The sequence below is a fragment of the Marinobacterium zhoushanense genome (genome assembly GCF_014641945.1).
Classification (GTDB): domain Bacteria; phylum Pseudomonadota; class Gammaproteobacteria; order Pseudomonadales; family Balneatricaceae; genus Marinobacterium_D; species Marinobacterium_D zhoushanense.
The window spans coordinates 388124-410402 of record NZ_BMIJ01000002.1 but is presented as its reverse complement, the minus strand read 5'-3'; the positions used below and the strand labels follow the sequence as shown (position 1 = coordinate 410402).

At 58.5% G+C, this 22279-nt stretch carries 20 protein-coding genes; 15 read left to right on the top strand and 5 right to left on the bottom strand.

What is annotated here, in order from left to right; translation table 11 throughout:
* Positions 1-3: 3 nt before the first annotated feature.
* The 15 genes from mraY (at position 4) to IEX40_RS06010 (ending at position 17746) form a co-directional block, all read left to right on the top strand.
* A complete protein-coding gene (gene mraY, locus IEX40_RS06080; RefSeq protein WP_188746304.1) occupies positions 4-1086 on the top strand; it encodes a phospho-N-acetylmuramoyl-pentapeptide-transferase in 1083 nt (360 codons plus the stop codon).
* A gap of 16 nt (positions 1087-1102) precedes the next feature.
* A complete protein-coding gene (murD, locus tag IEX40_RS06075; protein WP_188746302.1) occupies positions 1103-2458 on the top strand; it encodes a UDP-N-acetylmuramoyl-L-alanine--D-glutamate ligase in 1356 nt (451 codons plus the stop codon).
* Positions 2449-3729 carry a putative lipid II flippase FtsW gene (ftsW, locus tag IEX40_RS06070; protein WP_188746300.1) on the top strand — a complete coding sequence of 427 codons (1281 nt, stop codon included), beginning with the start codon at positions 2449-2451 and terminating at the stop codon, positions 3727-3729. Before murD ends, ftsW begins: the two co-directional genes overlap by 10 nt.
* The gene (gene murG / locus IEX40_RS06065) at positions 3722-4801 is read left to right on the top strand and encodes an undecaprenyldiphospho-muramoylpentapeptide beta-N-acetylglucosaminyltransferase (RefSeq protein WP_268235766.1); all 1080 of its coding nucleotides are present in this window, start codon (positions 3722-3724) and stop codon (positions 4799-4801) included. The genes ftsW and murG overlap by 8 nt, the downstream gene beginning before the upstream one ends.
* Before the next feature lie 41 nt (positions 4802-4842).
* On the top strand, positions 4843-6249 hold the full coding sequence (murC, locus tag IEX40_RS06060) for a UDP-N-acetylmuramate--L-alanine ligase (protein WP_229680631.1): 1407 nt from the start codon (positions 4843-4845) through the stop codon (positions 6247-6249).
* Positions 6242-7231 (top strand): D-alanine--D-alanine ligase, encoded by a 990-nt coding sequence (locus IEX40_RS06055; RefSeq protein ID WP_188746296.1) that lies wholly within the window; start codon positions 6242-6244, stop codon positions 7229-7231. Before murC ends, IEX40_RS06055 begins: the two co-directional genes overlap by 8 nt.
* Before the next feature lie 5 nt (positions 7232-7236).
* Complete coding sequence (locus IEX40_RS06050) at positions 7237-8061, top strand: cell division protein FtsQ/DivIB (RefSeq protein WP_229680617.1); 825 nt, start codon at positions 7237-7239, stop codon at positions 8059-8061.
* 7 nt (positions 8062-8068) lie between these two features.
* Positions 8069-9319 (top strand): cell division protein FtsA, encoded by a 1251-nt coding sequence (gene ftsA / locus IEX40_RS06045; protein WP_188746294.1) that lies wholly within the window; start codon positions 8069-8071, stop codon positions 9317-9319.
* 58 nt (positions 9320-9377) lie between these two features.
* Entirely contained in the window at positions 9378-10562 is a 1185-nt protein-coding gene (gene ftsZ, locus IEX40_RS06040) for a cell division protein FtsZ (RefSeq protein ID WP_188746292.1), read from the top strand.
* A gap of 147 nt (positions 10563-10709) precedes the next feature.
* Positions 10710-11630, top strand: a complete 921-nt coding sequence (gene lpxC, locus IEX40_RS06035) for a UDP-3-O-acyl-N-acetylglucosamine deacetylase (RefSeq protein ID WP_188746291.1) — start codon at positions 10710-10712, stop codon at positions 11628-11630.
* Between the two features lie 228 nt (positions 11631-11858).
* Complete coding sequence (gene secA / locus IEX40_RS06030; protein ID WP_188746289.1) at positions 11859-14615, top strand: preprotein translocase subunit SecA; 2757 nt, start codon at positions 11859-11861, stop codon at positions 14613-14615.
* 74 nt (positions 14616-14689) lie between these two features.
* Complete coding sequence (gene argJ, locus IEX40_RS06025; protein ID WP_188746287.1) at positions 14690-15907, top strand: bifunctional glutamate N-acetyltransferase/amino-acid acetyltransferase ArgJ; 1218 nt, start codon at positions 14690-14692, stop codon at positions 15905-15907.
* A 5-nt stretch (positions 15908-15912) separates the two neighbouring features.
* Positions 15913-16890 carry a Nudix family hydrolase gene (locus IEX40_RS06020; protein WP_188746285.1) on the top strand — a complete coding sequence of 326 codons (978 nt, stop codon included), beginning with the start codon at positions 15913-15915 and terminating at the stop codon, positions 16888-16890.
* Complete coding sequence (gene coaE, locus IEX40_RS06015) at positions 16887-17489, top strand: dephospho-CoA kinase (RefSeq protein ID WP_188746283.1); 603 nt, start codon at positions 16887-16889, stop codon at positions 17487-17489. Before IEX40_RS06020 ends, coaE begins: the two co-directional genes overlap by 4 nt.
* Before the next feature lie 44 nt (positions 17490-17533).
* Positions 17534-17746, top strand: a complete 213-nt coding sequence (locus tag IEX40_RS06010) for a DNA gyrase inhibitor YacG (RefSeq protein ID WP_188746281.1) — start codon at positions 17534-17536, stop codon at positions 17744-17746.
* Between the two features lie 37 nt (positions 17747-17783).
* Here the strand turns inward: IEX40_RS06010 and IEX40_RS06005 are convergent, their stop codons facing one another.
* The 5 genes from IEX40_RS06005 to istA all read right to left on the bottom strand — a co-directional run bounded on the left by IEX40_RS06005 (position 17784) and on the right by istA (position 22136).
* Complete coding sequence (locus IEX40_RS06005; RefSeq protein WP_229680616.1) at positions 17784-18650, bottom strand: prepilin peptidase; 867 nt, start codon at positions 18648-18650, stop codon at positions 17784-17786.
* 435 nt (positions 18651-19085) lie between these two features.
* Entirely contained in the window at positions 19086-19205 is a 120-nt protein-coding gene (locus tag IEX40_RS22160) for a helix-turn-helix domain-containing protein (protein ID WP_188746678.1), read from the bottom strand.
* 151 nt (positions 19206-19356) lie between these two features.
* Positions 19357-19635, bottom strand: a complete 279-nt coding sequence (locus IEX40_RS05995; protein WP_188746279.1) for a helix-turn-helix domain-containing protein — start codon at positions 19633-19635, stop codon at positions 19357-19359.
* Between the two features lie 274 nt (positions 19636-19909).
* Entirely contained in the window at positions 19910-20647 is a 738-nt protein-coding gene (gene istB, locus IEX40_RS05990; protein WP_188746277.1) for an IS21-like element helper ATPase IstB, read from the bottom strand.
* Positions 20634-22136 (bottom strand): IS21 family transposase, encoded by a 1503-nt coding sequence (gene istA, locus IEX40_RS05985; protein WP_373286477.1) that lies wholly within the window; start codon positions 22134-22136, stop codon positions 20634-20636. The genes istB and istA overlap by 14 nt, the downstream gene beginning before the upstream one ends.
* Positions 22137-22279 lie beyond the last annotated feature (143 nt).

The following is a 22279-nucleotide window of genomic DNA, read 5'->3' as shown; positions in this document are numbered from 1 at the left end:
CACATGCTGCTTTTACTGACCGAGCTCCTGTCGCAGTTCTACAGTGGGTTTGCCGTGTTCGGCTATATCACACTGCGCGGCATTTTGGGTGTATTGACGGCGCTCGGCCTGTCGCTGTTTATTGGCCCGCGCCTGATCGCGCAGCTCAAGGCGAAGCAGATCGGCCAGGCGGTACGCGATGACGGACCGCAGAGCCACCTGAGCAAGGCCGGCACACCGACCATGGGCGGGGCGTTGATTATCCTGTCGATCGCCATCAGTACGCTGCTTTGGAGCGATCTGAGCAACCGCTATGTCTGGATCACGCTCACTGTTCTGCTGATCTTCGGTGCCGTGGGCTGGGTGGACGATTGGCGTAAGGTGGTGGAAAAGAACCCCCGTGGGCTGCCGGCGCGCTGGAAATATTTCTGGCAGTCGATCGGCGGCTTCGGTGCCGCGGCGCTACTCTATTTTACCGCTCAGAGCCCGGTGGAAACCGAACTGATCCTGCCGTTCGTCAAGGATTTCTCGCTGCAACTGGGGGTGGGCTTCATCGTCTTTACCTATTTCGTCATCGTCGGCAGCTCGAACGCGGTAAACCTGACCGATGGTCTGGATGGTCTGGCGATCATGCCCACGGTGATGGTTGGTGGCGCGCTGGCGGTATTCGCCTATCTGAGCGGTCACGTGCAGTTCGCCAACTACCTGAATATACCCTATGTGGCCGGTGCCGGTGAGTTGATCATCTTCTGCGGCGCTATCGTCGGTGCCGGGCTGGGGTTCCTCTGGTTCAACACCTATCCAGCACAGGTGTTCATGGGTGATGTCGGTGCACTGGCGCTGGGAGCAGCATTGGGTGTGGTTGCGGTGATCGTGCGTCAGGAGCTGGTGTTGGTGATCATGGGCGGCGTTTTCGTCATGGAAACGGTGTCGGTCATCCTGCAGGTGGCGTCGTTCAAGCTGACCGGGCGCCGTATCTTCCGTATGGCGCCGATTCACCACCATTTTGAACTGAAGGGCTGGCCGGAGCCACGTGTCATCGTGCGCTTCTGGATCATCACCGTGGTGCTGGTGTTGATCGGCCTGGCGACATTGAAGATTCGTTAATAGAGGCAGTATCGAGATGGGTTTGATCGCGACAGACAAAAGCCGGGTAGTGATCGGTCTGGGCAAGACCGGACAGGCTTGCGCGCGCTATCTGGCCCGTCGCGGGTTGCCCTTTGTGGTCTGCGATACGCGAGCGGAGCCGCCGTCTGCCGAGGCGTTTCGTGCCGAATTCCCGGATGTGCCACTGTACTGCGGGCCGCTGGATGTGGATCTGCTGAGCCGATGTAATGAGATCATCCTCAGCCCGGGCGTGGCGCAGTCGGATCCGTCAATACGGCAGGCGGTTGCCAGTGGCGTGCGTCTCAGTGGCGATATCGATCTGTTTTGCGCCGAGGCCAAGGCGCCGATCGTGGCGATCACCGGCTCCAATGCCAAGAGTACGGTCACCACGCTGGTCGGCGAGATGGCCAAGGCTGCCGGTGTGCGGGTGCAGGTGGGTGGAAACCTGGGTACACCGGTCCTGGATCTGCTCGATGAACAAGCCGAGCTGTATGTACTGGAACTCTCAAGCTTCCAACTGGAAACCACCAACGATCTGCGCGCGGCCGCAGCGACCGTCCTCAATATCAGCCCCGACCATCTTGATCGTTATGAGTCGATGCAGGGCTACCACGCGGCCAAGCACCGCATCTACCGTGGCTGTGCCGTGGCGGTGGAAAACCGTGACGATGCGCTGACCCGGCCGCTGCTGCCCCAAGGGGTAAAAAAGCTCGAGTTCGGGCTGGGTAAGCCGGATCTGAAACAGTTTGGCCTGATAGAGCATCAGGGTTCAGTCTGGCTGGCGCGGGGGCTGGAACCACTGATCGATACGCGCGAGATGAAGATCCGTGGCAGTCATAATCAGGCCAATGCGCTGGCTGCGCTGGCGCTGGGCGAAGCGGTCGGTCTGCCGATCCCCGCTATGCTGGAGGCGCTGAAGCGCTTTGGTGGTCTGGAGCATCGCTGCCAGTGGGTGGCCGATCGTTGCGAATTGAGCTGGTTCAACGATTCCAAGGGCACCAACGTGGGCGCCACGCTGGCGGCGTTGAACGGTCTTGGCGCGACGCTGGAGGGCGAGGCGCGCATCCTGCTGATCGCGGGCGGTGAAGGCAAGGGGCAGAGCTTCGATGAGCTGAGTGCTCCACTGGCCAAGTATGGCCGCGCGCTGATTCTGATCGGCCGAGATGGTCCGCAGATCGCTCAGGCGGTTAAAACCGTCGAACATCATTTTGCGGCCGACATGGTGCAGGCGGTTGAGCTTGCCGTGCAGCTGGGCCAGCCTGGCGACATCGTGTTGTTGTCACCGGCCTGTGCGAGCTTCGATATGTTCACCGGTTACCCGGCACGGGGGCAGGCCTTCGTCGATGCGGTGGAGGGGGTGAGATGCGACTGAACCTATCCCTGCCTCAGGTAAAACTTACTGCCGCCCTGCCGCAGCAGCTGATCAGTCGTGTCGGCGCATCGACAGTGCCGGCAGTACCCAAAGGGATCCTGCCGTTCGACCCTTGGCTTCTGCTCTCCACGGTTGCTCTAGTGCTGATCGGCTTTGTCATGATCACGTCCGCCTCAATGGACGTGGCGGCTAAAGATTTTGGGTCGGCCGGTTTCTTTATCGTCCGTCATGGCAGTTTTATGCTGCTGGCGCTGATTGGCGCCTTGATCGCTGTACGGGTGCCGGTTCATGTGTGGGAAAAATATAGCGTGCCGCTGCTATTCATCGGCCTGGCGCTGCTGATTCTGGTGTTGATTCCGGGAATCGGGCGTGAGGTGAACGGCAGTCGCCGCTGGATCGGTTTGGGGCCGGTTAACCTGCAGGCGTCCGAGATTGCCAAGGTGTGCATGGTGCTGTTCATGGGCGGGTACCTCGTACGCCGGCTCAGTGAGGTGCGCAGCAGCTGGTGGGGGGTAATCAAGCCGGCCTTTCCGCTGGCGCTGTATATGTTCGTGCTGATCATGGAGCCGGATTACGGTGCCACTGTGGTATTGGTGGGCACAGTGATGGGGATGATCTTCCTCGGCGGCATGCGGCCGCTGCAGTTTTTCATCCTTGTCGGTGTAGCGGGTTCTCTGGTTGGAGCATTGGCGGGCTCCCAGTCTTATCGCATGGAGCGTCTGAAGAGCTTCACCGACCCTTGGGCCGATCCGTTCGGCAGTGGTTACCAGTTGTCGCAGGCGCAGATCGCCTTTGGCCGTGGCGAGTGGTTTGGCACCGGGCTGGGCAACAGTGTGCAGAAGCTATTTTATCTGCCTGAAGCGCATACCGACTTCGTATATTCGGTGCTGGCCGAGGAGTTCGGCATCTTCGGTGCGTTGATCGTCTGTGCCCTCTATGCATTGCTGGTGGCGCGGATCTTCCTGATCGGCCGGCAGGCGGAGAAGCAGAAACAGTTCTTTATGGCCTACATCAGCTATGGCTTCGCCTTCATTATCGCCGGCCAGGCGATGATCAATATCGGCGTCAACGTGGGGGCACTGCCGACCAAGGGGCTGACGTTGCCGCTGCTCAGTTACGGCGGCAGTAGTTTACTGGTGTGCTGCGGCATGATCGCGATCGTGCAGCGTATCGACTACGAACTTAAGCGGATGCGTCTGGGGCTGCCGGTGGCGAAGCCTACCCGCAAGGGTTCTAAAGCGGGACAAAACGGGGAGGTGAAGAGTGGCTGATCCTCGTCGTGTACTGATCATGGCTGGCGGTACCGGGGGGCATGTGTTCCCGGCATTGGCGACCGCCGACGCGCTGCGCGCTCAAGGTGTCGAGGTGGAGTGGCTGGGTACCGCCGCCGGTATCGAAGCGGATGTAGTGCCCAGGGCCGGTATCAGTCTGCACTGCATCGATGTGCGGGGGGTGCGTGGCAAGGGGCTGATGAAGCAGTTGCTGGCCCCGTTCGGGTTGCTGCTGGCAATCTGGCAGGCGTTCGGTGTGCTGCGTCGGGTCAAGCCGGATGCCGTATTGGGGATGGGCGGCTTTGCCTCGGGTCCCGGCGGTCTGGTCGCCTGGATGCTGCGCTGCCCTCTGGTCATTCATGAGCAAAATGCCGTGGCCGGTACGACGAATCGTATTCTGGCGCGTTTCGCCAGCCGTGTATTGCAGGCGTTTCCGCGCGCGTACCAGGGGCAGGACAGGGGCGAGGTGGTCGGTAATCCGGTGCGTGGACCGATTCTGCAGTTGATGCCGCTCGAGCAACGTATTGCCGGTCGTGATGGGGCGTTGCGTCTGCTGGTGGTCGGCGGCAGCCTGGGGGCAAAAGCGATCAACGAACTGGTGCCCAGAGCGCTCGCCAAGTTGCCGGCCGCGGCGCGCCCCGAGGTGTGGCATCAAACGGGGAAACGCAATATCGATGAGGTGGTCAAGGATTACGCCGCACTTGGCGTCGAAGGTCGGCTCGTGCCGTTTATCGAACATATGGATGAGGCCTATGGCTGGGCGGATCTGGTGATCTGTCGTGCAGGTGCGCTGACGGTGAGCGAATTAGCCATCGCCGGGGTCGCTTCGGTTCTGGTGCCGCTTCCCCACGCCATCGATGACCATCAAACGGCTAACGCCGGATTCCTCAGTGAAGCCGGGGCCGGGGTGCGTATCGCTCAGTCTGAGCTGGATGCTGACAAACTGGTGCAACTGCTGAAGGAATTAGGCGACCGCGAGAAACTGTTGACTATGGCCAGGGCCGCACGTGCACTGGCTCAACCCGATGCCAGCGAACGCGTGGCGCGGGTGTGTGTGGAGGTTATGAAGTGAAAGCTGATAGCGCAGCGATCAAAGTATATGAAGTGCCGGAGATGCGACGCATCCGCCAGATCCATTTTGTTGGTATCGGCGGTGTGGGTATGTGCGGTATTGCCGAAGTGCTGCTCAATCAGGGGTATCGCATCAGCGGTTCCGATATGCGTGCATCGACGGTGACGGCGCATCTGGAAAGCCTCGGCGCACAGGTGTTTATCGGCCACTCCGAGGACAACATCAAGGGGGCCGATGTGGTGGTGACCTCCACTGCGGTGAAAGAGGACAACCCCGAGGTGCTGTCCGCTCGCGAGCAGCGTATGCCGGTCGTACGGCGTGCCGAGATGCTGGCGGAGTTGATGCGCTACCGCCACGGTATCGCCGTTGCCGGTACGCATGGCAAGACCACCACCACCAGTCTGGTGGCCTCGATCCTGGCTGAGGCGGGCAAGGATCCCACCTTCGTTATCGGTGGGCGCCTCACCAGCGCCGGGACCAACGCCCAGCTCGGCGGCAGTCGCTATCTGGTGGCCGAGGCGGACGAGAGTGATGCCTCCTTCCTGCACCTGCAGCCGATGGTCGCCATCGTGACCAATATCGATGCCGACCATATGGATACCTATGACGGCGATTTCAACAAGCTGAAGCAGACCTTCGTCAGCTTCCTGCACCACCTGCCGTTTTATGGACTGGCCGTGATGTGTACCGACGATCCGGTGGTGTGCGAACTGTTGCCCGAGCTGAGTCGGCCGGTACTGACCTACGGCTTTGACGAATCGGCGGATTTTCGCGCCGTCGATATCAAGCAGGAGGGGTTCCGCAGCAGCTTCCGTGTCATCCGTCCAGATGGTCATGCCGATCTTCAGGTGGCGCTGAACATGCCGGGTCGGCACAACATATTGAACGCGCTGGCGGCGATAGCTGTGGCCACCGACGAAGGGGTCGACGATCACTCGATCTGCCGCGCACTGGAGAGCTTTCAGGGTGTCGGGCGTCGTTTCCAGGTGCTCGGTGAAGTGCCGGTCGATGGTGGCAGCGCGACACTGGTGGATGACTACGGCCACCACCCCCGTGAGGTGCAGGCGGTGATCCGTGCGGTGCGTGAGGGCTGGCCGGGGCGCCGGTTGGTGATGGTGTACCAGCCGCATCGCTACACCCGTACCCGCGATCTGTACGAGGATTTCGTGCAGGTGCTGCAGGGCGTGGATCAGCTGGTCATGCTGGAGGTGTACTCAGCCGGTGAAACGGCGATCCCCGGCGCGGATAGCCGCAGCCTCTGTCGCAGTATCCGGCAGCGTGGAAAGGAGCCGGTGTTTATCGAAAACCCGTCTGAGCTGGCCGATGCGTTGCGCAACCTGCTGAAGCCGGGCGACCTGCTGCTGACGCAGGGGGCCGGGAACGTGACGGCGATCTCACACGATCTGGCGCAACAGGATCTGACCAGTAGTGGAGGCCAGAATGTCTGAGTACAGAATAGAAGCGGCAGAGGCTCGGGCTTTGGGGCGTGTCGCCGTGATCTACGGCGGGCTGTCGGCTGAGCGCTCGGTGTCACTTAAGAGTGGTGCCGAGGTGCTCAAAGGCCTTTTGGCCGCCGGTGTCGACGCTTTCGGCATCGACCTCGGCGCTGAGGGGCAGGACCCGCTGACACAGCTGATGACAGTACAGTTTGATCGTGCCTTTCTTATCCTGCATGGACGCGGTGGCGAGGACGGTACCATTCAGGGTGTGCTCGAGATGATGGGCAAGCCCTATACCGGTAGCGGCGTTGCCGCTTCCGCGCTGGGCATGGACAAGCTGCGCACCAAACAACTCTGGTGTGGCGGTGGGTTGTCCACCCCGGCGTTTGCCGTTATCGGTGAGCAGGTCGACCTCGATGCGGTCAGTGAACAACTCGGCTTCCCGATCATGATCAAGCCGATCCATGAAGGCTCTAGTATCGGTATGGCAAAGGTGACCGATCGCAGCCAGCTCGAAGCCGCTGTCGAGGAGGCGCGCCGTTTCGATTCTGCGGTGTTGGCGGAGCGTTGGATCAGCGGTCCCGAATATACCGTAGGGGTGTTGGATGGCCGGGCGTTACCGATCATTCGACTGGAAACTCCGCATGATTTTTACGACTTCAATGCCAAGTACGAGGCGAACGATACCCGCTATCTGTTCGATACCCAGCTCAGCAGCGCCGAAGAGGCAGAGCTGAAAATCCTGATCGAGCAGGCGTTTGCCATGGTTGGTTGCCGCGGTTGGGGGCGGGTGGACGTGATGCTGGATGATCGGGGTTGCTTCCAACTGCTGGAGGTTAATACCGCGCCCGGCATGACCGATCACAGCCTGGTGCCGATGGCGGCACGGGAGGCAGGTATCTCCTTCGAGCAGTTGGTGGTCGAGATTCTGCGCACTGCCGGGCTCGATAACGCTGCTCTCGATAGCAGTGAACAGCAAGGCGGAGGTTAGACCTAATGCTGATGACGCTGCCGTGGAGAAACCGCACACCCGAGCTCGCCGAAGTCGAGCCGGTGCGCGGTGCTGCACGGGCAGCGGCGATGGAGCCCAACCAGCAGGATGGCGACTGGTATTGGCGCCCGCTGGTGCTGCTCACATTGCTGGTGGTGTTCGCCGGTATCGTGACTTCGGCAGGCCGTGATCTGTGGCGCTGGCTGGATAAGCCGGTAGCGGAGATCCGGATTGCCGGTGCGGTGCGACACCTGGATAAACAGGTGATTGCCCAGGGACTGGCTGCCAGCATCGATAGCACGCTGCTGGATCTGGATCTGCAACGCTTGCGTGACCAGATCATCCGGGAGCCCTGGGTGCATGATGCCACGATAAGTCGGCAGTGGCCGCCCGCGTTGCAGGTCGACGTCGTGGAGGAGGTGCCGGTGGCGCGCTGGGGCGATAAGGGGCTGTTGAACCACCAGGGGGATATCTTCTGGCCTGAACTCAAGCCCGAGTACGTCAGCCTGCCGAAACTGAGCGGACCTGCGCATGAAACGGTGAGGATCATGGAGCAGTTTCATGATCTGACCCCAATGTTCGCGGCCAATGGTTTGAAACTATCAGGACTGACACTGGAACCGCGCGGTGCCTGGACCATCGATCTGGACAACGGTATTCGGGTGGTGGCAGGGCGGGAGCAGTTGATACCGCGACTGAAGCGTTTTCTCGCGGTTTACCGGCTGACGCTGGCGTCGCGTGCGGCCGAGATAGAGCAGATTGATATACGTTATCCCAATGGTGTCGCCGTACGTTGGCGCGCCGTAGAGAAGAGTGAAAATGCAGGATAGAGGGCTAATGGGCCAGAGTAACATGATTGTCGCGCTGGATATCGGGACATCGAAGGTGGTGTGCCTGGTTGGTGAGATTACCGACAGCGGGGCGATCGAGATTGTCGGTGTTGGATCCCATCCGTCACGCGGACTCAAGCGCGGGGTGGTAGTCAATATCGAGTCGACCGTGCACTCGATTCAACGGGCGGTCGAAGAGGCGGAGTTGATGGCCGGCTGCAAGATCCATTCGGTGACCGTTGGGATCGCCGGCAGCCATATCAGCAGCCACAACTCCCACGGCATCGTCGCGGTCAAGGATCGTGAGGTGTCGGAGTACGATCTGGAGCGGGTGATCGACGCGGCACGCGCCGTGGCGATCCCGGCGGATCAGAAGATCCTGCACATCCTGCCGCAGGAGTATTTGATCGACCATCAGGAGGGGATTCGGGAACCCTTGGGAATGTCAGGGGTCCGTCTTGAGGCCAAGGTGCACCTGGTCTGCTGCGCAATCAATGCGGTGCAGAACATCGAAAAGTGCATCCGGCGTTGCGGCCTGGAGGTGGATGCTGTGGTGCTCGAGCAGTTGGCGTCGAGCTACTCGGTGTTGACCGACGACGAGAAAGATCTGGGGGTCTGCCTGGTCGATATCGGTGGCGGCACCACCGATATCGCCGTATTCACCGGCGGCGCCATTCGACATACGGCGGTAATACCGGTCGCAGGCGATCAGGTCACCAACGACATTGCCATGGCATTGCGTACACCGACGATCAACGCTGAGCAGTTGAAGATCAAATACGCCTGTGCACTGGCCCAGCTGGCGCGTGCTGAAGAGACGATCAAGGTGCCGAGCGTAGGTGATCGCCCCTCTCGCGACCTGTCACGCCAGGCGTTGGCCGAGGTGGTCGAGCCGCGTTACGAGGAGCTGTTTACCCTGGTACAGGCGGAACTGCGTCGCTCCGGTTTTGAAGATCTGGTGGCTGCGGGTGTCGTGTTGACCGGCGGTACTTCGAAAATGGAGGGGGCGGTCGAGCTGGCGGAGGAGATCTTCCATATGCCGGTACGACTTGCCCGCCCTCAAGGGGTGCGGGGAATGGAGGATCTGCTGGGTAACCCGATCTACGCCACGGGGATAGGGCTACTGCACTATGCCCGGGCAGATCACGGTCCGGCAGCGCCAGAACTGATTCAACGGGAGGCGGATGTGAAGAGAACAGTACCAACAGGACCGGGCTTTTTGCACCGCATCAAGACCTGGTTACAGGGCAATTTCTAAAATTTTGCAACAGATGTCATGCGCCGGAAGGTAGTCGTAGGCGCTGAGGGGGATAACCATGGAATTTGAACTGATCGAAAACGTACATCAGAACGCTGTGATCAAAGTGGTAGGTGTCGGTGGCGGCGGTGGTAACGCCGTGCAGCACATGGTCAATAACCTGGTGGAAGGGGTTGAGTTCATCTGTGCCAACACCGATGCCCAGGCGTTGCACCGCATGTCGGCGCAAACCTCGCTGCATATCGGTGGTGACCTGACCAAAGGCTTGGGCGCGGGTGCCAATCCGGAGGTGGGCCGCACCGCCGCGCTGGAGGATCGTGAGCGGATCGCGGAAACGCTCAACGGTGCCGATATGGTGTTCATTACTGCCGGCATGGGCGGTGGTACCGGTACCGGTGCGGCGCCGATAGTGGCGGAGGTTGCGCGCGAGTTGGGCATTCTGACCGTGGCGGTGGTGACCAAGCCGTTCCCGTTCGAAGGTAAGAAGCGGATGAAGATCGCCGAAGAGGGGATCCGCGAGCTGCGCGAACACGTGGACTCGCTGATCATCATCCCGAACGAGAAGCTGATGCAGGTGCTGGGCAAGAACTGCTCGCTGATCAACGCGTTCAGCGCCGCCAACAATGTGCTCAAGGGCGCGGTACAGGGCATTGCGGACCTGATTACCCGTCCCGGCATGATCAACGTCGACTTCGCCGACGTGCGCACGGTGATGTCCGAGATGGGTATGGCGATGATGGGTACGGCGATCGCGCGTGGCGATAATCGTGCTCAGGAAGCAGCCGAAGCGGCTATTCGCAGCCCGCTGCTCGAGGATATCGACCTCAAGGGCGCCAGCGGTGTGCTGGTCAATATCGCGGCCGGAGAGGATCTCAGCCTGGGCGAATTCACCGAGGTGGGTAATATCGTCGAGGAGTATGCGTCCGAAGATGCCACTATCGTCATCGGTACCGTTATCGACCCGGAACTGGGCGAGGATATCAAGGTCACTGTAGTGGCCACAGGGTTGGACCGGGACCATGAGCAGGAACTCCGTGTGGTGCACTCCAAAGCGCCCAGCGGCCGAAAAGCTGACGGGTCTCTGGATCTCGATCAGATCGAACTGCCGACAATTCTTCGCCGTCAGCGCGAAGAGGCGCTGTTGGACAAGCCTGGTGAGAAGCGAAGCACAGAGGGTGGACGTCAGGATAGCGACTACGGTTTGCTGGATATCCCGACCTTTCTGCGCCGCCAGGCCGACTGATCGCGGATAAGAGGTTGAGGGAGTGCGAGTGAATGAGGCTATCCGTCGATCGGCGGTGTCCATTCCAGGTGGTTATCTTGTGGTTGGCCTATCACATTTTTGATAGGATAGGCCGTTATTTTGACCGACAACTTCACGGCAGGACGGATGATCAAGCAACGCACCCTGAAAAACAGCATTAAAGCGACCGGTATCGGCCTGCACTCCGGGCAGAAGGTTTTCATGACCCTTAAACCTGCGCCGGCCAATTCGGGCATCCGTTTCCGTCGCGTCGACCTGGATCCGGTGGTGGAGATTCCCGCGTACGCCCTGAACGTGGTCGATACCATGCTGTCGACCAATATCTCCAAAGAGGGTGTCCGGGTAGCGACAATCGAGCATCTGATGTCCGCTCTAGCCGGCTTGGGTATCGACAACCTGGTGGTGGAGCTGAGCTCGGAAGAGGTGCCGGTGATGGACGGCAGTGCTGCGCCCTTCGTCTTCCTGATACAGTCCGCCGGGATCGAGGAGCTGGATGCGCCGAAAGAGTTCATCCGGATCAAGCGCGAAGTGCGTGTCAGTAACGACGACAAGCTGGCCTGCTTCAAGCCGTTTAACGGCTTCAAGGTTGGCTTCAAGATCGATTTCAACCATCCGCATCCGGCATTCAATACCGGTAACCAGGAAGCGGCGTTGGACTTCTCCAGCTCCTCCTATGTCAAAGAGGTAAGCCGGGCGCGCACCTTCGGCTTCATGCGGGATATGGAGTATCTGCGTTCGCAGAATCTGGCGTTGGGCGGCAGCTTCGACAATGCTATCGTGGTCGACGACTACCGCGTGCTCAATGACGAAGGTCTTCGTTACAGCGATGAGTTTGTCAAACACAAGATTCTTGACGCGGTCGGCGATCTCTACCTTTTGGGTAAGAGCCTGATCGGGGAGTTTTATGGCTACAAGTCCGGCCACTACCTGAACAACATGCTGTTGCGCCAACTGCTCGAAACGGAGGATGCCTACGAGGTTGTCACCTTCGAGGATAGCGAAGAGATGTCGCCGATCTCCTATCAACGCCCGGCCGCAGCGGTTTGACGGGCTGTAACTAGCCTGTGGAAACGGTAATTAGCCAGCGGGGTCGAACTCAGGTTCGGCCCCGTTGCGTTTATGTACAGGATGTACGGTACCCTCATACTTTTTATTCACACCTTGGCATTCTACTATCCGGCCCAATATAGGTAGAATGTGCCGTTAATCCAGTCATGCAGACATGCTCGGGATGAGCCCGATCCGCTTTGCATTCAACCGGTTAAAAGTCGAATTATGCTGACATCACTACTCAAGAAAGTTTTCGGAAGTAAAAACGATCGCGAACTCAAACGGATGGGACGGATCGTCAAGCAGATCAACGCACTGGAGCCGGAGTTTGAAAAACTCTCCGACGAGGAGCTCAGGGCGCTGACCGCCAGTTTCCGTAAACGGCTTGAGGAGGGTGAGTCGCTCGACCACCTGTTGCCGGAGGCGTTCGCCAATACGCGCGAAGTGTCCAAGCGTGTGATGGGCATGCGTCATTTCGACGTGCAGCTGATCGGCGGTATGGCACTGCATGATGGCAAGGTTGCGGAGATGCGCACCGGTGAGGGTAAAACCCTGGTGGCAACGCTGGCGGTTTACCTGAATGCGTTGGAGAGCAAGGGCGTTCATGTGGTGACCGTCAACGACTACCTGGCCAGCCGCGACGCCGAGTGGATGCGTCCACTGTATGAGGCATTGGGTCTGACGGTCGGCGTAATCCTGTCCGGGCAGAGTTCAGAGGAGAAACGTGCCGCTTACGGGTGTGACATCACGTACGGCACTAACAACGAATTCGGTTTCGATTACCTGCGTGACAATATGGCGTTTAGCGTCAGCGACAAGGTTCAGCGTGATTTCAACTACGCGGTCGTCGACGAGGTCGACTCCATCCTGATCGACGAGGCGCGCACACCGCTGATCATCTCCGGTCCGGCAGAAGACAGTTCGGCAACATACAAGGCGATCAACCAGCTGATTCCGCGTCTGAAACAGTTCCACGGTGAGATCGATCCCAAAGACACCGAGCAGGTGATCGAGGAGCATTTCAGCGTCGACGAGAAGAACCGCAGTGTCGAGCTGACCGAGGCCGGTCACCAGCTGGTCGAAGATCTATTGATCGAGGCCGGTTTGCTGCAGGAGGGCGAGAGCCTCTACGCGCCGCAGAACCTGAACCTGCTGCACCATGTACTGGCCGGTCTGCGCGCCCACTACCTGTTTCAGCGTGACAAGGACTACATCGTTCAGAACGGTCAGGTGGTGATCGTCGACGAGCATACCGGACGCATCATGCCGGGACGTCGCTGGTCCGAAGGTCTACACCAGGCGGTGGAAGCAAAGGAGGGCGTGACGATCCAGCAGGAGAGCCAAACTCTTGCATCCACCACCTTCCAGAACTACTTCCGTCTGTATGACAAGCTCTCCGGCATGACCGGTACCGCCGATACCGAGGCGTTCGAGCTGCGTCAGATCTATGGCCTGGATGTGGTTGTGATCCCGACCAACCGTCCGATCGCGCGTATCGATTCCAACGACCTGGTCTACCTGACCATGGAGGAGAAATACCAGGCGATCGTCAAGGAGATCCGTCACTGCCAGGAGAACAAACAGCCGGTGCTGGTCGGTACTGCATCGGTCGAGTCCTCCGAGCTGATCTCCGCGCTGCTCAAGCGTGAGGGTATCCAGCACAATGTGCTTAACGCCAAAAATCACGGCCGCGAAGCTGAGATCATTGCCGAAGCGGGCCGCCCCGGCGCCGTGACCATCGCCACCAATATGGCCGGTCGTGGTACCGATATCAAGCTCGGCGGCAAGCTGGAAGCGGAACTTGAAGCGCTCGAAGAGGGCACTCAAGCCCAGGTTGATGAAGCGACACAGGAGTGGCGCAAGCGTCACGATATCGTGATCGAAGCCGGCGGTCTGCACATTATTGGTACCGAACGCCACGAATCCCGCCGTATCGATAACCAGCTGCGTGGCCGTGCCGGTCGCCAGGGTGACCCGGGTTCCTCACGCTTCTTCCTGTCGCTCGAGGATGACCTGATGCGCATTTTCGCCTCTGACCGCGTGCGCCAGTTCATGCAGGCGTTGGGGATGGAGAAGGGTGAAGCGATCGAGCACAAGATGGTCAGCAACGCGATCGAGAAAGCCCAACGCAAGGTAGAGGGGCGCAACTTCGATATTCGTAAGACGCTGCTCGAGTACGATGATGTTTCCAACGATCAGCGTTCGGTGATCTACGATCAGCGTAACCAGCTGATGGCGGCGGACGATATCTCGGATACCGTGGATGCGGTGCGCACCGAGGTGATCGACAATCTGATCGATGAGTATATCCAGCCGCAGAGCCTGGAAGAGACCTGGGATGTAGCGGGGCTTGAGAAAGCACTGGAGAGCGATTTCGCCGTCAAGCTGCCGCTGAAGCAGTGGCTCGACGAGGATGACAGCCTGCATGAGGAACCGCTGCGTGAGCGGATCCATGAAGCGATTGTGGGTGCCTACCGAGCCAAAGAGGCACTGGTCGGTGCCGAAACCATGCGTATGTTCGAGAAGCAGGTAATGCTGCAGGTACTCGATACGCTATGGAAGGAGCATCTGCAGACCATGGACCTGCTGCGCCAGGGTATCCATCTGCGCGGTTATGCGCAGAAGAACCCGAAGCAGGAGTACAAGCGCGAAGCGTTCAATCTGTTCCAGAACCTGCTTGAGAACATCAAGCGCGATGTGATCCGTATCCTCAGCCATGTCCAGGTGCGCCAGCCCGAGGATGTGGAGGCGATGGAGCGTGAGCGTCGTGAGCAGGCCGCGCGCCAGCAGATGGACTTCCAGCATGCACAGAGTTCGGCGGTTGCCGAGGAGCAGGCTCAGGCCCAGCAGGCTCAGGCTGCCGCCGCAGCTGAAGAGGGTGGTGTCGCCACTGTCGTGCGCGATCAGCCCAAGGTGGGACGCAACGATCCCTGCCCCTGTGGCTCCGGCAAGAAATACAAACAGTGCCACGGCCGTCTCTGACCGCCGGGCACTGCTCACTCCTTATAATATCTAAAGCAGCTCCGGCTGCTTTTTTACCCTGAGAGGTATGACGAATGGCTGTAGGTCCCGATACTCTGCCCGAGTTGAAACCCGTCGATGGCTTCCGCATAGGTATTGCCAGTGCCGGCATCAAAAAACCGGGGCGCCGCGATGTAGTGCTGATGGAGGTGTGTGACGGCGCGACGGTCGCCGGTGTATTCACTAAGAATGCGTTCTGCGCGGCGCCGGTTACGCTATCGAAACAGTACCTGGCATCGAGCGCAACTCGCTACCTGCTGGTCAATACCGGCAATGCCAATGCCGGTACCGGTGAGCAGGGGATGGCAGATGCCATCCGCTGCTGCGACGCCGTTGCTCAGCTTGTCGGTGTAGAGCGCGAAGCGGTTTTGCCGTTTTCGACCGGCGTTATCGGCGAACCCCTGCCTGTGGATAAGATCGTTGCCGTGCTCGATGATGCCAAGACAGATTTGAACGAGAGCAACTGGCTCAACGCTGCCCACGGTATTATGACCACCGATACCCGAGCCAAGGCGGCCTGCGAGCAGTTCGTGTACCAGGGCCAGACCGTTACGCTGACCGGTATCTCCAAGGGTGCCGGTATGATTATGCCGAACATGGCGACTATGCTGGGGTATGTCGCCACCGATGCGAGGGTGGCGCAGCCGCTGCTTCAGCAGTGGCTGTCCCAGGCGGCGGACAGATCATTCAACCGCATCACCATCGATGGCGATACCTCGACCAACGACTCCTGTATTCTGGTTGCGACCGGTCGCAGCGGTGTCAGTGTCGAAGCTGAAAATACCGAGTTGGCGGATCTGTTTTTGGCGGCGTTGAACCGGATCATGCTTAATTTGGCCCAGGCTATCGTGCGCGACGGCGAGGGTGCCACCAAGTTTGTCGAGGTGCGTGTCGAGCAGGCGGCGAGTGTCGAAGAGGCGTTGCAGGTAGCCTACACCATCGCCCACTCACCACTGGTCAAAACCGCGCTCTACGCGTCCGATCCCAACTGGGGCCGAATTCTCGCCTGCGTTGGTCGTGCCGGGCTCGAGAATCTGGATCTGAACGCGCTGGAGATCTACCTCAACGACGTCTGCATCGTTGAGAAGGGCGGCCGTGCTGCCAGTTACACCGAGGAGCAGGGCCAGGCGGTCATGGATGGCGAAGAGATCCTGATCCATGTCGTGCTCAAGCGTGGCGCTGTAAGGGAGTCGGTCTGGACCACCGATCTGTCCACCGAATACGTCCATATCAACGCGGACTACCGCAGCTGAGCCTGATGTCGAACACGAAGTTGATTCACGTTGCCGCCGCGATCATCGTCAACCCGCAAGGGCTGATACTGATCGCCAAGCGCGACGCTTCGCAACACCAGGGCGGACTCTGGGAATTTCCCGGCGGTAAGGTCGAGCCAGGCGAGCCGGTCAAGCTCGCGCTCAGACGGGAACTCGATGAGGAACTCGGCATTCAGGTCGAGCATGCCCGCCCACAGATCCGTATTACCCATCACTATTCGGATAAATCGGTACTGCTGGATGTCTGGCGGGTTGAGGAGTTCAGCGGCGAAGCACATGGAAGAGAGGGGCAGCCGGTACTTTGGGTTGAGCCTGATGCCCTGGTCGACTACGCGTTCCCGGCGGCGAATAGACCGATCGTCACCGCGGCTCAGTTACCCAGTAGCCTGGCAATTACCGGCGATATCGCTGCGTTGGGCGGTTCGCCCGACGTTCGTGAAGCGGAGTTGTTGCGACGTGTACAGTCATTGCTAACCGGGCAAGAACGTCTTTTGATGCTGAGGTCGCCGACGCTAAGCGAAGCCGAGCTGGCGCGTTGCTACGAGACGGTTAAACCGGTGTGCGATGCCGCCCGCATGGGGGTGGTCCTGAATGGGTCGGTGGCGCTTGCCAACACCATTGGTGCTGAGCGTCTGCATCTGAATGCCACACGCCTGATGGAGTTGAAATCACGCAGTCAATTTGCCGGGCGCTGGCTAAGCGCGTCCTGTCATAATCTCGACGAGTTGATGCACGCGGAATCGTTGGGATTGGATTTTGTCACCCTGTCGCCCGTCACGTCGACCGCCTCGCATCCCGGGGCATCGGTGCTTGGATGGGAAATATTCCGCGAGTTGACCGAACGCGGTGCATTACCCGCGTATGCTTTGGGCGGATTATCCGACGCGGATCTGGATACCGCATGGCAGCATGGTGCGCAGGGCATTGCATCGATCACCTCATGGTGGGGTACTGGAGTATGAGTGCACCGCTGAAAGTGGGTTTGACCGGTGGGATCGGCAGCGGCAAAAGCGCTGCGACGGCTCTGTTTGCCGAACTGGGCGTACCGATCATCGATGCCGATCTCATTGCCCGAGAGGTTGTGCAGCCGGGGGAGCCAGCGCTGAACTGCATCGCCGAGCACTTCGGTACCGATATCCTGATGTCCGATGGCGGTCTGAATCGTGCTTGCCTGCGCGAGATTATCTTCAACGACAGCAGTGAAAAAGCCTGGCTTGAGGGACTGCTTCATCCATTGATACGGGATCGTATTATCGAGCGTATGTCTCAGTCAGGCGCGGTTTATCTGATACTGGTGTCGCCACTGTTGATCGAGAGCGGACAGGCGCAGTTGGTTGAGCAAGTCATTGTCGTCGATGTGGATGAGCAGACCCAAGTGGAGCGAACCCTTGCCCGGGACGCTGTTGATCGGGAGCAGGTTGAGCGAATCCTGGCCGCGCAAATGAGTCGACAGGCCAGGTGCGCTCGTGCCGACTATCTTATAGACAACAGCGGAGACTTGGCGGCACTGCGTGCGCAGGTCGAGCGTGTTCATCATGCTTTGCTGAAGCAAGCAGGTTGAGAGTACGTGTTAAATAACAAGCAGTGAGCGTTAAAGAACGAGTTATGACCAAAACTATCAACTGTCCTCAGTGCGGCAAACCGACCCTTTACAGCCCGGAAAACAGCTATCGACCCTTCTGCAGCAAACGCTGCCGTTTGATTGATCTGGGGGAGTGGGCGAGCGAAGGGTATCAGATTCCGGTAGAGCCGAGCCTGGATGACTACAGCACCGGTTTAGAGGCGGAAGAGCAGGTATTCACGCCTAAGCTCCATTAAATCCGAGTCTGCTAGAAGCAAGTCAGGTAAGGCAAGATCAGACGAGTAGCATACCCAGGTACCACTCATTAATACGAGTGCCCCAGATCAGCGCTATCCATCCTGCGATGGCGAGATAGGGGCCGAAGGGCAAAGGGTTGGCTGCCTGATGCCGCTTGGCTGCCATCAAGGTGAGGGCTAGTGCGACACCGACCACGGATGATAACAGAATCGTCAGTGGCAGAACCTCAAACCCACCCCAGGCGCCGATTGCCGCCAACAGCTTAAAATCACCATAGCCCATCCCCTCCTTGCCGGTTAGTAGCTTGAAGATCCAGTACACGCTCCAGAGCACCAGATATCCCGCGGCAGCGCCGTAAACCGCGTGCTCAATGGAGGTGAAGGTACCTTGGGTGTTAAACAATAATCCAAGCCACAGCAGGGGGAGTGTCAGTCGGTCGGGCAAAAGTTGGTGGTCGATATCGATGAAAGTCAGGGCGATTAGAACCCAGGTTAGCGTGAGCAGCCCGGCACCTGCCAAGTCCAGCCCGAGCTGCCAGCCGATAAAGCCACCCAGTATACCGGTCAGTAGCTCTACGGCCGGGTAGCGCAGGGATATAGAGGTGCCGCATCCGCTGCACCTGCCTCTGAGCGCGAGATAGCTGAGCAGCGGGATATTTTCATACCAGCGGATCAAGTGACCACAGTTGCCGCAGCGAGAGGCGGGGACTGCGAGGTTGAATGGCTCTCCCGCCTGCTCGGTCTGATCATCCTCGGCAAGCTGGGCTTGCCATTCACGCTCCATCATCACCGGGAGTCGGTAGATCACCACGTTCAGAAAGCTGCCGACCATCAAAGAGAGAATAAGGGCCACTACGGCTGTAGTGAGCCCCGGTTGAGCCAATAGATCGATTACTGAAGACAAGCCTGTGTGTTTCCTTACATATAATACAGAAAAATTCGTTCCATGGCGCACGACGTGGCTGGCAAAAACTTCTGGTAATCAATCATTTAAGTAGCCTTATTTTCAGTAATTCGACATCGTATTTGACTGAGTAGTTCCAGAATATATCATATTCGGGGCTTTTTCTCTTAAAAAAAAGATTTTGGAACGATCCAATCATCGTGCAGCGTACAATAAGAATGGAACGAAATAAAAGATAACTTTTCTATCTTGCTTACCTGTCGAACAGGGCTTGGGCCACTCCTTAAGACACAAAGCGGTCTCTACTTGGTTCCTGATTACCGAGTAGCTGGGATAGTCACATTGAATTAAGTGAGCGGCTGAGGTTTAGCTTCGGGGTGGCGGTGCCTTAGAAGGAACGCTTCAGGGCAACGAATCCCGAGGAGGCTAGTCTAGTCAGGCTGCGAGCTTGTAAAGATTCTCAAAGGTGAGGTCAACCTCACCTCTCTCGATATGTCCGATATGGCTTCTATCGATACCCGCATTCAGGGTCAGGTTGTCTTTGGATAAGCCGATTTCCTTGTGTCTCGCTCATTGCATCCAAATATTCAACACAGATGATAAGTACTAATGCAGGGCAGACTCAGCGAGCGGCTGTATTGGGAATGTCATCCATAGCGACTGGCTGTTTATCTAAGAATCAACAGGAAGACTACTTCGTCCGCTGTCAGTTCTCAGATAGTTGATCCTCATTGGCAACTGGACCGGCTTTTGTTGATTCGATTAACTTAATGCCTTCTTTGGGGTCCATTCCCAAGGCCTCACAATATTGAACGAACTCATACACATTGAGCTTGCGTTCAATGTTCTCCACTTTGCTTACAAACTGAAACGGCTCATCAATCAGCTTTCCGACATCCCTTACCGTCAGGCCTCGATTGATGCGTTCTTGCCGCAGCCATTCAATGAGCTGGGCGTAACGAGAATTCTTTGTCGACTTATCCATTGTCCCTATCTTAGGGACGCGCTACAATGTCCCCATATTAGGGACATCTTATTATGTGATTTCAAACTCTATTGAAAATTTCTGTTCGGACAGGATACGGATATCAGTAATCAACTTGATTGACCTCCCAGTCACAGGGCCAGCTAGCAGCACATGAAGTTCGATACACATCTCTACCAGTTACTCATACGCCAAGATTTCGACCACTTCTCCGTATCTGTCAATCAGCGTTGAAAATTGACCAGGTTTCATCGGCCAATTTTGACCAGGTCAGTTAGCCCTTTTGTAGTCGTTTCCGGAACCGATATGACTCGTTGCCGGTCTCGATGATTTCGCAGTGATGGGTGATGCGATCCAGCATGGCAGTGGTCATCTTCTCATCGCCAAACACCTGTACCCATTCTCCGAAGTCGAGGTTGGTCGTTAGGATCAAGCTGGTCCGTTCGTAGAGTTTGCTGATCAGGTGGAACAGTAAGGCTCCGCCGGAGGCGGCAAAGGGCAGATAGCCCAGTTCATCCAGGATCACCGCGTCCACGTTCAGCAACCGATTGGCGATCTGACCTGATCGCCCCGCCGCTTTCTCCAGTTCCAGTTGGTTGACCAGATCCACCACACTGAAGAACCGAACCCGCTTTCCCTGACGAACGGCATGACGCCCGATGGCGATAGCCAGGTGGGTTTTGCCCGTTCCGGTGCCACCCACGAGCAGCAGGTTATGGGCCTGCGCCATGAACTGCCCCTGGTACAGGGCTTCGATCTGTCCTTGTTCAACCAGAGCTTCGTCGAAGTTAAAACCATCCAGGTCCCGTGCCAGCGGGAACTTGGCAATACCCATCTGATAGCGGATCGAACGGGCTTTCCGGTCGGTTTCTTCGGCTTCGATCAGGTGTCGAAGCCAGACCTCCGGTGGCGGCGTATGACGCTCCGGTTTGTGCAGCAGTTCGTCACAGCGAGAGGCCATGCCAAACAGTTTCAGCGCCTTCAGGCGTGCGTGGATCTCAGTGATCTGCATGACGCCCTCCTTTACGCAGCTGGTCGTAGCGCGCGCAGTTGGCCACCGGGACCACCGATAAGGGGATAACCTGGGTGTCGATGGCGCGAGTGGCGACCTCTGGTTGACGCAGTCGCTGCAACTGGTTGAGCACCAGCGCCGCGGTCACGCTGGGGTTCTCAAGTGCCTTGCGACAAGCTGCCTCCAGCGCATCCAGGCCGTCCTGCTGCGCAGCCAGCAGCAAGCTGACCATATCCCGGTCACCTCCTTTGCGGTTCAACAACAGCCGTTGAACCCGTACAACCGATTCCGGCAACGCCCAAGTCTGGAACGGAGCACCGTTCCTCAGCGCACCGGGCTTGCGCTCCAACAGCGCCAAGTAATGCCACGGGTTGTATTGGGTTTTGTTGCGACCAAATAGTCGGGGATGATCCGCTATCTGTTGGCCTTCGGCCATCACGACCAGCCGGTCCGCGAACACACGCAGGGTGACGTGCCGGTTGGCATAACGGCTGTCGACGCTATACGCGTTGCGATCGAAGCGTACCAGGCAGGTGCTATCGGCACGGACCTCACGCTCAACATAACCATTGAACGGTGCCGCCAACGGACGAAGTTGCTGACACTCGGCTTCAAACGTTTGCCAGACCGTCAGTTCCGGCTGTTGGGGATGCGGATGTTGTCGAGCATGCTGCTCCACCTCGGCCTGTAATTGCTGATTGAGCGCGCACAGGTCTTTGGCTTTGCGTCGAGGCGTAAAGCACCGACGACGGACATCCTGCACCTGCTTCTCGACCTGTCCCTTCTCCCAGCCCGCAGCGGGCGTGCAAGCCTCCGGCTCGATCAGGTAGTGGCTCATCAACATCAGGAAGCGAGCATTGAAGCGCCGTTCCTTACCGGACAGCACCGCATCGACACAGGTCTTCAGGTTGTCGTAGATACCCCGATGGGTCACGCCTCCCCAGTAGGCAAAGGCCGCATCGTGAGCGGCAAAGACCATCTCCTGGGTTTCGCGGGGAAAGGCGATGACGAAGGGCATCCGACTGTACACCAGGCGAAAGTGGGCGACCTTGAGACGCTGCACACTGCCATCGAGTTCGACCTCCTCCTCGCTCCAGTCGAACTGGTAAGCCTCAGCGGGATTGAACGCCAGCGGAACGTAGGCACCCTTTAAGGCAGGCAGTGCCTTCCAGCGTTTAACGAAGCGCTGAACGCTGTCATAAGCACCTGCGTAGCCCTGGCGTTGAAGATCCTCATGCAGTCGTGTGGCGCTGCGACGAAGGCGCTTGGGTAGCTTGCTGTCGGCTTCCAGCCAGTCACCGAGGATCGCTTCAAATTCACCGAGCTTGGGCTTGGCCGGCTGTTCCCGACGGTAGGCTGGCGGTTTAGAGAGGGTTTGGCGCAGGTATTTGCGCACGGTATTGCGAGACAGGTTGAGCTGCCGGGCGATGGCACTGACCGAGAGACCGTCGACCTGATGCATGCGCCGTATTTTCAGCACGCTTTCCATGATTAACACCCCAGGTTCTCCAGCCAAAGGGCTGGATGGTTGCACACACTCCGGGGTGGTCAATTTTCGACGCTGAAAACCCCGGAAACCTGATCATTTTTGCGCGCTGATCAACACCTGGCGGTGCTTTGGCAGATATACCC

What these genes read in the sequence shown, in the direction of transcription:
- mraY (WP_188746304.1), top strand. Translation starts at nt 4, where the DNA reads ATGCTGCTTTTACTGACCGAGCTCCTGTCGCAGTTCTACAGTGGGTTT.
- murD (WP_188746302.1), top strand. Translation starts at nt 1,103, where the DNA reads ATGGGTTTGATCGCGACAGACAAAAGCCGGGTAGTGATCGGTCTGGGC.
- ftsW (WP_188746300.1), top strand. Translation starts at nt 2,449, where the DNA reads ATGCGACTGAACCTATCCCTGCCTCAGGTAAAACTTACTGCCGCCCTG.
- murC (WP_229680631.1), top strand. Translation starts at nt 4,843, where the DNA reads ATGCGACGCATCCGCCAGATCCATTTTGTTGGTATCGGCGGTGTGGGT.
- IEX40_RS06055 (WP_188746296.1), top strand. Translation starts at nt 6,242, where the DNA reads ATGTCTGAGTACAGAATAGAAGCGGCAGAGGCTCGGGCTTTGGGGCGT.
- IEX40_RS06050 (WP_229680617.1), top strand. Translation starts at nt 7,237, where the DNA reads ATGCTGATGACGCTGCCGTGGAGAAACCGCACACCCGAGCTCGCCGAA.
- ftsA (WP_188746294.1), top strand. Translation starts at nt 8,069, where the DNA reads ATGGGCCAGAGTAACATGATTGTCGCGCTGGATATCGGGACATCGAAG.
- ftsZ (WP_188746292.1), top strand. Translation starts at nt 9,378, where the DNA reads ATGGAATTTGAACTGATCGAAAACGTACATCAGAACGCTGTGATCAAA.
- lpxC (WP_188746291.1), top strand. Translation starts at nt 10,710, where the DNA reads ATGATCAAGCAACGCACCCTGAAAAACAGCATTAAAGCGACCGGTATC.
- secA (WP_188746289.1), top strand. Translation starts at nt 11,859, where the DNA reads ATGCTGACATCACTACTCAAGAAAGTTTTCGGAAGTAAAAACGATCGC.
- argJ (WP_188746287.1), top strand. Translation starts at nt 14,690, where the DNA reads ATGGCTGTAGGTCCCGATACTCTGCCCGAGTTGAAACCCGTCGATGGC.
- IEX40_RS06020 (WP_188746285.1), top strand. Translation starts at nt 15,913, where the DNA reads ATGTCGAACACGAAGTTGATTCACGTTGCCGCCGCGATCATCGTCAAC.
- coaE (WP_188746283.1), top strand. Translation starts at nt 16,887, where the DNA reads ATGAGTGCACCGCTGAAAGTGGGTTTGACCGGTGGGATCGGCAGCGGC.
- IEX40_RS06010 (WP_188746281.1), top strand. Translation starts at nt 17,534, where the DNA reads ATGACCAAAACTATCAACTGTCCTCAGTGCGGCAAACCGACCCTTTAC.
- IEX40_RS05995 (WP_188746279.1), bottom strand. Translation starts at nt 19,635, where the DNA reads ATGGATAAGTCGACAAAGAATTCTCGTTACGCCCAGCTCATTGAATGG.
- istB (WP_188746277.1), bottom strand. Translation starts at nt 20,647, where the DNA reads ATGCAGATCACTGAGATCCACGCACGCCTGAAGGCGCTGAAACTGTTT.
- istA (WP_373286477.1), bottom strand. Translation starts at nt 22,136, where the DNA reads ATGGAAAGCGTGCTGAAAATACGGCGCATGCATCAGGTCGACGGTCTC.